At 65.7% G+C, this 9,640-nt stretch carries 12 protein-coding genes; 6 read left to right on the top strand and 6 right to left on the bottom strand.

Annotated features, from left to right (window positions below; all coding sequences use genetic code 11):
- The 3 genes from ABNS06_RS11005 to ABNS06_RS10995 all read right to left on the bottom strand — a co-directional run.
- On the bottom strand, positions 1-441 hold a 441-nt coding region (locus ABNS06_RS11005; protein ID WP_348674644.1), incomplete at its 3' end, for an aminotransferase class III-fold pyridoxal phosphate-dependent enzyme.
- On the bottom strand, positions 438-1,055 hold the full coding sequence (locus ABNS06_RS11000; RefSeq protein WP_348674643.1) for a thiamine phosphate synthase: 618 nt from the start codon (positions 1,053-1,055) through the stop codon (positions 438-440). The genes ABNS06_RS11005 and ABNS06_RS11000, both read right to left, overlap by 4 nt.
- A gap of 6 nt (positions 1,056-1,061) precedes the next feature.
- Positions 1,062-1,811: a hydroxymethylpyrimidine/phosphomethylpyrimidine kinase gene (locus tag ABNS06_RS10995; protein WP_348674642.1), complete on the bottom strand. Its 750-nt coding sequence runs from the start codon at positions 1,809-1,811 to the stop codon at positions 1,062-1,064.
- A gap of 531 nt (positions 1,812-2,342) precedes the next feature.
- On the opposite strand from ABNS06_RS10995, the gene ABNS06_RS10990 reads away from it, so the two are divergent.
- A complete protein-coding gene (locus tag ABNS06_RS10990; RefSeq protein WP_348674641.1) occupies positions 2,343-2,552 on the top strand; it encodes a hypothetical protein in 210 nt (69 codons plus the stop codon).
- Complete coding sequence (locus tag ABNS06_RS10985; protein WP_348674640.1) at positions 2,522-3,238, top strand: cyclic nucleotide-binding domain-containing protein; 717 nt, start codon at positions 2,522-2,524, stop codon at positions 3,236-3,238. The genes ABNS06_RS10990 and ABNS06_RS10985 overlap by 31 nt, the downstream gene beginning before the upstream one ends.
- A 21-nt stretch (positions 3,239-3,259) precedes the next feature.
- Here the strand turns inward: ABNS06_RS10985 and ABNS06_RS10980 are convergent, their stop codons facing one another.
- A complete protein-coding gene (locus ABNS06_RS10980; protein WP_348674639.1) occupies positions 3,260-3,829 on the bottom strand; it encodes a hypothetical protein in 570 nt (189 codons plus the stop codon).
- 301 nt (positions 3,830-4,130) lie between these two features.
- On the opposite strand from ABNS06_RS10980, the gene ABNS06_RS10975 reads away from it, so the two are divergent.
- Complete coding sequence (locus ABNS06_RS10975; protein WP_348674638.1) at positions 4,131-6,137, top strand: hypothetical protein; 2,007 nt, start codon at positions 4,131-4,133, stop codon at positions 6,135-6,137.
- A 75-nt stretch (positions 6,138-6,212) separates the two neighbouring features.
- Here ABNS06_RS10975 and ABNS06_RS10970 read toward each other — a convergent pair whose 3' ends face one another.
- Complete coding sequence (locus ABNS06_RS10970; protein WP_348674637.1) at positions 6,213-6,812, bottom strand: LON peptidase substrate-binding domain-containing protein; 600 nt, start codon at positions 6,810-6,812, stop codon at positions 6,213-6,215.
- A gap of 178 nt (positions 6,813-6,990) precedes the next feature.
- Here ABNS06_RS10970 and ABNS06_RS10965 point away from each other — a divergent pair, with 178 nt between their 5' ends.
- Positions 6,991-7,755, top strand: a complete 765-nt coding sequence (locus tag ABNS06_RS10965) for a hypothetical protein (RefSeq protein ID WP_348674636.1) — start codon at positions 6,991-6,993, stop codon at positions 7,753-7,755.
- A gap of 19 nt (positions 7,756-7,774) precedes the next feature.
- Here the strand turns inward: ABNS06_RS10965 and ABNS06_RS10960 are convergent, their stop codons facing one another.
- Entirely contained in the window at positions 7,775-8,323 is a 549-nt protein-coding gene (locus ABNS06_RS10960; RefSeq protein ID WP_348674635.1) for a GNAT family N-acetyltransferase, read from the bottom strand.
- On the opposite strand from ABNS06_RS10960, the gene ABNS06_RS10955 reads away from it, so the two are divergent.
- Both ABNS06_RS10955 and ABNS06_RS10950 read left to right on the top strand, forming a co-directional pair.
- Positions 8,317-8,814 (top strand): L,D-transpeptidase, encoded by a 498-nt coding sequence (locus ABNS06_RS10955; protein ID WP_348674634.1) that lies wholly within the window; start codon positions 8,317-8,319, stop codon positions 8,812-8,814. The two genes, ABNS06_RS10960 and ABNS06_RS10955, sit on opposite strands and share 7 nt — an antisense overlap.
- A gap of 2 nt (positions 8,815-8,816) precedes the next feature.
- On the top strand, positions 8,817-9,635 hold the full coding sequence (locus ABNS06_RS10950; protein ID WP_348674633.1) for a monovalent cation:proton antiporter-2 (CPA2) family protein: 819 nt from the start codon (positions 8,817-8,819) through the stop codon (positions 9,633-9,635).
- Positions 9,636-9,640 lie beyond the last annotated feature (5 nt).

Genomic DNA, 9,640 nt, shown 5'->3' with positions numbered 1-9,640 from the left:
GTCAGAATGCCCGTGGTAGTTGCCCTCGAACTTGACGATGGCGTCACGGCCAGTCGCGCCACGGGCAAGCCGGATCGCGGTCATGGTCGCTTCGGTGCCCGAGTTCACGAGCCGGACCTGTTCCATCGACGGGACGCAGGCGCAGAGCTGTTCGGCCAGGTCGCATTCCAGCGCGGTGGGCGCGCCGTAGGACAGGCCACGACCGGCCTGTTCGCGGACGGCGTCGATGACCGCCGGGTAAGCGTGCCCGAGAATCATCGGACCCCAGGAGCCGACATAGTCGATGTAGCGCTGACCGTCGGCGTCCCAGATGTAGGCGCCGGCCGCACGGTCGATGAATCGCGGCGTTCCGCCCACGCCCTTGAAGGCGCGCACGGGCGAATTGACGCCGCCGGGAATGACGCGCTGAGCGCGTTCGAACAGAGATTCGGATCGGGTCATGTCTGACTCAGCAGAAAATTGAGTTCGCGCACGGCCTGTCCCGGATCGACCGCGCCGAAAATGCCGTCGACGCAGGCGAGCAGGTCGGCGCCCCGCGCGATCAGCGGACTGGCGTTGGCGGCCGTGATCCCGCCGATCACCGCGATCGGGACGCTCAGCTGCGAGCGCGCGGGCCCAAGAATATCAGGCCGCGCTGGCGTGGCCCTCGGCTTGGTCACCGACGGGAAGAATCGGCCGAAGGAAACATAGGATGCGCCGGCGGCCTCGGCCCGGCGGGCGCGGTCGAGGTCGTCGTACACCGACACCCCGATCACCGCCTCGGGACCGAGCCGGGCGCGGGCGCCGGCCAGGTCCGCGTCATCACGACCCAGATGGGCGCCGGTGCCCAGACGTGCAGCCAGTTCCAGGTCGTCATTGATGATCAGCGGTACGCCATGGGTATCGCACAGGCGTTTCAGCGCGTCGGCCAGCGCGGGGTCCGGTGCGGGCTTGGCGCGGTACTGCAGCAGTGCAGGCCCCGCGGCGAGTACCGCTCCGGCCACCGCGAGCAGGCGATCGCGTGGCCAGTCAGTCGGGGTCACCGGGTAGGCGCCGCGGAGCCAGGTATCCGTCATCGCCGGTCAGCGCTGCCGGTTCGGAATGGCCTGGCCGGTGCCGGGTCGCAGTGCGCTCGCCAGGGATTCGTCGACAAAGGCTTGCGCCGCCGCGGCGGCGGCGGGCACATCGTGTCCCTGGGCCAGCCTGGTTGCCAGCGCCGACGCCAGCGTGCAGCCGGTGCCGTGAAACTTCCCGGGCCGCCGTGCCCAGCGGGTCATGGTGACGCCGCTGTCGCCCAGGAGCAGGTTCTCGACATCAATGGTATCAGCGTCGCCTCCGGTCACCAGCGCCCAGTCCGCGCCGAGTTTCAGCAGCGTCTCGGCGGCCGCCCGGGCGTCGGACTGGCCTGTGAGCGCGAGTGCCTCGGGCAGGTTGGGCGTGACCACGGTGCAGCGCGGGATCAGCTGCCGCTTCAGGACCGGCACGAGGTCGGACTCGGCCAGCGCGCCTCCGCCGGAGGCGATCAGCACGGGATCAATGACGATTGGCACGTCATCCAGGCGGTCCAGGATCGAAAGGATCGACTCGGCGACGGCCACGTTCGGCAGCAGGCCGATCTTCACCGCCGCGGGCCGCATGTCCACGATCAGGCGTTCCAGCTGCGCGGTGACCTGCTCCGGGGGGCAAGGGAACACCGCGTAGGCGTTCCGTGTGTCCTGTTCGGTGAGCGCGGTAATCGCTAGGGCGGGGTGGGCGCCGAGGGAGGAGACCGTCTGGATATCCGCGATCTGTCCGGCGCCGCCGCTGGGGTCATGCCCAGAAATCACAAGCACGACGGGGATCATGGCGCGAAGTTTAGCACTCCGGATCGTGCCGGTTATGCACAGTGTTGCGTCGCAGCATCGGTCATTGGCACCGGATTGGTGCGCTGAGCACTGGCTTGGTTGTGCTTGAACTGTAACTCCATGAATTTGAAATAATATTTCATGTTGGTTACAACTTGACCGAGGTGGTGAAATGCCCGGAAACAACACGGTTTTTGGCACTTGCGAAAGTTCTTTCCACAGACTTATCCACAGTTTCTGTGGGTATGACGGAAAACCTTCGTTGTATCGGTCACTTAGCGCGTATTCATCATCCTGAACGTTGCGTGTGGGCGCGCAGGCGACGATGGGTTGGCGTATCCACGTCGGTGCGGTGATCGGCTGTGCTAACGTTCGCGGATGGTAACCGCTGGGGGCGCTCGATCGCCGTGCTGTCAGGGGTCTAGGATCCGTCGCGCTGACCGACTTGTCGGCGATCACCCTCATGTGCCACGCCGGAATCAGACCTGGAGATCATACTGTCTCACGACGTTTCGCGTCGTGACGGTGGCGTGTGCCGTGCTGGGGCTGACGGCCTGCGAATTCTTTCGTGACGATGTCAGCCGCGCGCAGCGCAATTGTGAGCGGGTGACCACGCAGGCGGGCGAGCCGGGTGTGGACCCGGTGAAGCACTGTCAGCTGGTTCGGAAAGCCTGCGACATGGACCGGGAGGGAGCGGCTTGTCAGGCCTTGCTGGAGCGCTATCTCTGATCACGCTGGACGGCGTGCTGGTCAACCTCGGCTACGGCCTGATGCTGTTGGCCCTGTTGGCGCGCGACATCCTGTGGCTGCGTCTGATCCTGATTCTTGCCCAGAGCTGTTTGTGCTCCTACGCGCTGCATTCCGGTGCAACCAACGTGGCTGCCTGGAACGGGTTGTTCGTGGCGATCAACATCGTTCAGGTCATCCGCATCCTGCTGGAGCGGCGGGCGGTTCAGCTGCCGGATGGACTGGACCGAATCTATGCGCTGAACTTCAGTGTCATGACGGTACCCGAGTTTCTCGGGCTGTGGCGGCGTGCCGATGCGGTCAGTGATTTCACCGGCGAGCTCCTCGCGCAGGGGGCGCTGAACGATCGGTTGATCGTGATGACCGAAGGCGAAGTCCGGGTGGTCGTCCACGGTCACGAGGTAGCCCGGCTGGGGCCGGGGCAACTCGTCGCGGAGATGAGTTTTCTCACTGACGAGCCGACATCGGCGGCTGTCGTGGCCGATGCGCCGGTGTCCTACCGCTACTGGACCCGCAGCGCGCTGGAGCGCACGCGAATCCGCAAGCCGGCGCTCTGGAGCAAGTTGCAGGCGGCCATCGGGCGGGACCTCGTCCGCAAGATCCGGCACGCGGACTCGCAGGCTGCACCTTCCGCGGAGGCGGAGTTGCGGGAACACCCGACGACCTGACACCCGGCCCGGCCGGCGTTGTCACGCCAACTGCGCGCCCAGCGCGTGGCCATAGAGCAGCAACGGCGGCAGCTGTAGCGGGATGAGCACGGCGTCACGCCGTTTGTCGTGCCCCGGTTGCTGCGCTGGTGCCAGCCACTCCGCCAGCAGTGGCGCGAGCCCGGCGAGGGCAACGGCCATCCACGCCGCCGTCGAAGGCCAGAGCGAGATCGGATTCGCGGGTTCGACGGCCCAGCGGAACAGGATGGCCAGAATCAGGAAGCCCTGCAGTGGCAGGATGATTCCCGGCACGCGCTCCATGGCGGGCAGCAATGGCAGGCAAAGCGACACCAGGAAACCCAGATTGAGCAGGTCGGCCCAGCGGCCGTTGTCCAGCGCTTCGGCCAGCGGTGCGCCCCGGTCCAGTCCGTAGATGTCCGGATAGGCGAGCACGATGAAGGTCAGGACGCAGGCCGAGCGCGCCAGCGGGAGCAGAGCGTGCTGAACCAGCCAGCCGGTCCAGGCCGGCTCGGCCAGGCGCGTCAGCAACCAGGGCTCCAGCAGCACCAGGGCGGCCAGCAGCATGCAGAAGAGGGCGACTGCGTCCCACATCAGTGATCAACCGGAAGGTGGTGGCCTGCGGCGACCGCGGCATCCTCCGCACCGATCGGGAGGTGGCCAGCACCGCCGCCGGTCGGAGTCGAGTCAAATTTCGTGCGCGGGATCACGCTAAGGCTTGAATTGAGCGTTCTTTCGTCAGACGCTTTGTAAACAATAAGTGAGGGACGACAAATTTTCCAAAGCTGACATCCGGGCGTGTCGTATCCGCGTGTCGGGCGGTTGCCCGTTTCGCCGTCGATGACCGCGCCGGAGTCAGGTTTCACAAGACCAGATCGAGACAGGGAGAATCACGATGCTTGATAGGCAACGCTTCGCACGCCCTGCGTGCGCCACGCTGGTTGGATTGGCGGCATTGGGCCTCAACGCTTGCAGCGAGTCGGAAGTGGACATCGTCGCGTTCGAGGAACTGACCGTGGTGGCCGCGACGATCGCTCCCGAGGATGAGCGCTGCGCCTTCGGCGGCGCGATCATTCAGACCGGGATCGACACCAACCGAAACGGCACCCTCGACGGCGACGAAGTCGAGGCGGGTTCCGGCCAGGTGCGCTGCAACAGTTCGGCGCCCGCTGCGGCCAGCCCGTTGATTTCGGCGTTCGTCGCCGATGACGGCATGCCGACCGCGGGTTCGAGCACGGACCTGACCGTGACCGCCAGCGACAGCAGTGGCGGTTCCGCGGTGACCTACCAGTGGTATGACGTCACCAATGACGTGGCCCTGGCGGAATCCGGCGCCACGCTCAATGTCTCCATTCCGGCCGACGCCGCACCGGGCGACGTCTTCGTCTATCAGGTCACGGTGACCGACTCGGCCCAGGTCGAGCAGATTCGGCGCATCGTGCTGACGGTGAGCGAACGCAATGTGCGGCCGGTGTCGGTCGTGTCGACGCAGTCGCATCAGATCTTCCTGCCGGATGGCCTGGAGGCGCCCAACGAGCAGCCCATGGGCGATTTCGACGGTGTCGTGTTCTTCGCGGGCAGCGACAGCATCCCGGCGAAGAGCAGCCACAAGATGCGTGGTCCGCGTGATCTGGGCGGGTTTGCCGCGCAGCGCCGCAATTTCGGTTTCGGCAACGATTCGCGTCAGGAGCTGGACAACCTGCGCAACCTGGTGTCGTCGCAGGCCGAGTACTCGCTGACCAACATCGCCACCGCGGTGACGCGGGCCTGCGCGGTGGGTCGTTACTCGATGGATTTGCAGACGGCCACGACGCCCACCGACCTGACCCGGGCACTGGTGGAACTGATTGGTCTGTCGGCGGATCCCGGCGCGCTGAGCAGCTTCCCCAACGGCATTCCGGACGAAGTGCTGGCGGCACTCTACGAGTTCCGTCTGTCGGTCTGCTTCTACTCGCCGGACGATGTGGTCGTGCTGGTTTCCCTGGTCGTTGATCAGGTCAAGGAGCTGTACGAGTCGGTGACCAGCGGCGTGACCGATGGCACCAACGTCGGCGCGTCCGATGCCATGCGCGAGCAGCAGACGGACGAGTTCGTCGGTACCGGAGCGGGCGGTCTGGCCGACTTCCTGTTCGTGATCGACAACAGCGGGAGCATGGGTGACGAGCAGGCGGCGTTGTCGCAGGCGGCATCCGACTTCATCAGTGTCATCTCCAACTCGGGCCTGGACTTCCAGATCGGCACGATCACCACCGATCGCCAGACCCTGCGAGGCAACGGTTACACAAACGATACGGCGCAGTTCGAGCTGGATGCGCGCCCGGGTACCGGCGGTAGCGGGACCGAGTCCGGCATCTACTGGGGTGAGCGTTCGTTGCTCTCGACCGCGCTGGGTGATTCCGAGGACGGTACCAGCACGCTGGCCGGGTTCCCGCGGACGGGCGCCAGCATGTCCGTGGTCATGCTCAGTGACGAGCCGGATCAGTACTCGCGCTACGCCGGTACCGCGTTCGACCCGAGCAGCAACCTGTTCATCGATCGCAGCTACCCGGTCTACTCGATCATCAACGAGGGTAACCCCGGCGACTACGATGACCTGGCGCTGGCGACCGGTGGTTCGGTGGCGAGTATCGATGACATCACCCAGTTCCCCGCGATCATGAACGCGATCGCAACCAATGCCGGCGGTGCGGCCAGTCTGTTCCAGTTGGCCGAAACTCCGATCTCCAGCACCATCGTGGTGACCGTGGACGGGACGGAACTGGTGGAGGATTCGACCAACGGCTGGCAGTACGTGGCCGGCAGCAACTCGATCGTGTTCCGCGGTGACGCGGTACCCGGCGAGGGCGCCCAGATCAGCGTCAGCTACCAGTACATCGACGAAGACGGTGCCGAAATGCGCTGATCGTCGAATTCGATGGACGATGCACGGCCGGGTTTGTCCCGGCCGTGTTCGTTTCGGGTCCTGCCGTTTCGGGGATCAGCGAGGCCGGTCGGCCCGGATCATCTGCTGCACGAAGCAGGCGATCTGGTGGAGGCGGGCGATCGGATCCCATAATTCCAGCAGTTGCTGCTTGGCGTCCGCGGGGATTGGCAGCAGTTCCGTCAGCCGGCTGCTCACCCAGCGCGCGTTATGGGGCTCGGGCACATCGATGTCGAACGGCGAGCCCAGTTCGGTGACCAGCTGCATCGCGAGATCGGCCAGGTGCTCGTAGGATTCCGGCACCGCGCCGTTTGGTTCGTCACCATAGATTTCGGTGTCGCCAACCCACAGGCCGGCCCGGGTCTGGCGTGGCGCGTGGATGCGGACCCGCTGCTGCCCGCGGCAGATGATGCCGAGATAGCCGTGTTCCAGGGATTCGAAATCGATGATCTCGCTGTAGGTACCCACATCGTGGGGCCGGTTGTCGCGATCGGTCTCGCGCCCCTCGGCCAGCAGTGCGATCACGAAACCGGTTCCGTTGCGCATGCAGTCACGCACCATGTCGTGGTAGCGAGTCTCGAAAATGCGCAGCGGCGTCAGGCCTCCGGGCATCACCAGATTCGATAGCGGAAACAGTGGAACGTCAGACGTGATCAAGCGGCTGGTGGATACTCCATGCTCGTCCGGCAGTGTAGACCTCTACGCAGCGGGTCGCAGCCCTGGGGAAACACTTGGTGTTTCCCTGGACGTTGACGGCACATCGCGGAGCGTGTCTGCTAGCGTCTGAATTCCCGGGATATCAGGACACGCACGCATGAAAGGTGCTGGCGCAGGCTTGGCGTTGCTTCTCTCCACGATCATGGTGGCCGGTTGCGGGCAGTCCGAGTCCGACCAGCCACCACCGCTGTTCCCTGGTGTGCCGACCTTCGATCTGCTTTCGCAGGAGTTTCCGGCCGAATCCCTGTTCGGACCGGTGCCGCCGCCGAACTTCTCCAAGCTCAGCTATCTCGAACACATCGAGACCCGGCCCGGTGCCATGCCGGTGGAACACCTGTTCGAACTGGTGATCCGCAAGGGCAGCTTCGGGTCGATCGGGCGGGTGCGTTCCGAGTACACCTTCGCGGGTGTCAACAGCCACGCGGTGGAGGAATCGCTGCAACTGGCCGACCTGCTGGAGATCTTCACCTACGCCCACGAGCCACGGAGCGGCGGCAGGCCGGAGACCGTGACGCGGACCTATGTGGCCCAGGTGGATCAGGTCATGGGGCACTTGTTTCCCCTTGCCGTGGACAACCGCCTGCGGTTCGAGGTCACGCGCTACTACCAGGTGGAGCGCGATGGCCGCCGGGCCGAGGCTCAGACGCTCGATTTCTCCTACGACATGCGTGTGGACCGCAAGGTCGACCCGGCGAACTACACCACCGTGAAGCTGACCGAGCCGGTGTGGGTGATCCAGATTCTGGAAACCGATCCCGACGGCGTCGAACATCGCCGCGAGGCCCATTTCTCTCCCGAGGTGGGGATGCCGGTCTTCGATGCACGCCGCCAGGACGGCGTCGTGACCGCGCGCCGGCTGGTGCGCTGGGAACGCGAAACCTGAGGTCGGGGCGCGCTTGCCGTCAGTCCCGCTTGCGCGGTGAATCCAGTTCGAGCAGCAGCCAGCTGTTGCAGCCGTGGTGGCCGGTGTTCCCCATCGGCCTGGCGAGGTGGCGAAATCCCGCCTGCTCGTAAAGGTGGCGGGCGGCCCGCATGTCGGTCAGCGTTTCCAGATAAATCCTGCGGAATCCCAATGCTCGCGCCGTTTCGATCGCTCTGAACAGTAGTCGCCGGCCCAGCCCGGCTCCGCGTGCGTCCGCGGTCAGGTACATCTTGCGCAGCTCCGCCGTGTCGGCATCACCGCCGGCCAGCGGGGCGACACCGACGCCGCCGAGGACGGCGTCGTCACGTTGCGCGACGAAGTACGCGTGCCTCGGCCGGGTGTACGCCCGGCTCAGCGACTGCATCTCCGCGTCCCGCCCGGCGAAGCCGTCCCCATCGGCATCGAACTCGGCGAGCGTTTCCCGGATGACCCGCGCCAGCGGGGCATCGTCGGTCGGTTGGATCGGGCGGATCAGCACATCCATCGGATTCGGAGCATTCGGTTCGATGTGATAATGCCCGCATGTCATGGATCACCGCACCCCGTACGTTTCTGCTTGCTGCCTTGCTGGCGTGCTGTTCCTTCAATGGTTTCGCCGCGGGTGAGACCTGGATACGGATCGACAAGAGCGCCCGGACGCTGACCCTGTTCGAAGGCGAGACCCCGGTGCTGGAGTTCCCGGTGGCGCTGGGACGCAATCCGATCGGTCCCAAGCAGCAGCAGGGCGACGGCAAGACCCCGGAAGGCCGCTACTTCATCCTCAGCCGGTTGCGTAACAGCCGGTTTCATCGCGCCTTGCAGGTGTCGTACCCCTCGCTGGCGGATCAGATGCTCGCGGATGCCCGGGGCGTGCCGCCAGGCGGGCAGATCATGATCCATGGCGTTGGCCCGAACGCGCGCGCCGCCCAGCTGCATCCCCTGTTCGACTGGACGGACGGCTGCATCGCCGTCACCGACGCCCAGATCGAGGAACTGTGGTCCCGGGTGCCGGTGGGCACGCCGGTCGACATTCTGCCGTGACCATGCTGCACGAGGCCGTGGTGTTCCTGGCGGCGGCCGTGCTGGCCGTTCCGCTGTCGCGCTGGCTGGGCATGGGCGCGGTGATCGGCTACCTGCTCGCGGGCGTGATCATCGGTCCGGCCGGATTCGGCCTGGTCGGCGACGTGCATGAAGTGATGCATGTCGCCGAATTCGGCGTCGTGCTGCTGCTGTTCATCATCGGCCTGGAATTGCAGCCCGCCCGTCTTTGGGCGCTCAGGCGGCCGATCTTCGTCAACGGCGCCGCGCAGATCGGCGTGTCCGCGGTGCCGATCGCGGCGGTCGCCTACTTCGCTGGCATGTCGCCGTTGCCGGCGGTGCTGACCGGTATCGTGCTGGCGCTGTCCTCGACCGCCTTCGCGTTGCAGGCCCTGGCGGAGCGCGAGGAGCTCACCACCCATCACGGGCGCGCCGCATTCGCGATCCTGCTGATGCAGGATCTGGCGGTGATTCCGTTGCTGGCGGTGATTCCGCTGCTGGCGCCGGGCGGTGGCGAGGCTTTCGATCCGCTGGACCTGCTCAAGACCGCGCTCGTGATCGGAGTCGTCATCGTCGGCGGGCGGACGTTGTTGCGGCCGGTGCTGCGCATGGTCTCCGCGGCCCGGACCAACGAGATCTTTACCGCGATGGCCTTGCTGGTGGTCAGCGGTACCGCGCTGGCGATGGAATGGGCGGGGCTGTCCATGGCGCTGGGTGCGTTCCTGGCCGGCGTGCTGCTTGCCGACTCCGAATCCCGCCATGCGCTGGAAGCGGATATCGAGCCGTTCAAGGGGCTGTTGCTGGGGCTGTTCTCATCTCCGTAGGCATG

This window comes from uncultured Abyssibacter sp. (genome assembly GCF_964000955.1).
Lineage (GTDB): Bacteria > Pseudomonadota > Gammaproteobacteria > Nevskiales > OUC007 > Abyssibacter.
Note: the sequence above shows the minus strand (reverse complement) of the source record. Positions and strands in the feature narration are given on the sequence as shown.

Excerpts from the sequence above, each read along its gene's own strand:
- ABNS06_RS11000 (WP_348674643.1), bottom strand. The coding sequence starts at position 1,055 with ATGACGGATACCTGGCTCCGCGGCGCCTACCCGGTGACCCCGACTGAC.
- ABNS06_RS10980 (WP_348674639.1), bottom strand. The coding sequence starts at position 3,829 with ATGTGGGACGCAGTCGCCCTCTTCTGCATGCTGCTGGCCGCCCTGGTG.
- ABNS06_RS10975 (WP_348674638.1), top strand. The coding sequence starts at position 4,131 with ATGCTTGATAGGCAACGCTTCGCACGCCCTGCGTGCGCCACGCTGGTT.
- ABNS06_RS10955 (WP_348674634.1), top strand. The coding sequence starts at position 8,317 with ATGTCATGGATCACCGCACCCCGTACGTTTCTGCTTGCTGCCTTGCTG.
- ABNS06_RS10960 (WP_348674635.1), bottom strand. The coding sequence starts at position 8,323 with ATGACATGCGGGCATTATCACATCGAACCGAATGCTCCGAATCCGATG.
- ABNS06_RS10950 (WP_348674633.1), top strand. The coding sequence starts at position 8,817 with ATGCTGCACGAGGCCGTGGTGTTCCTGGCGGCGGCCGTGCTGGCCGTT.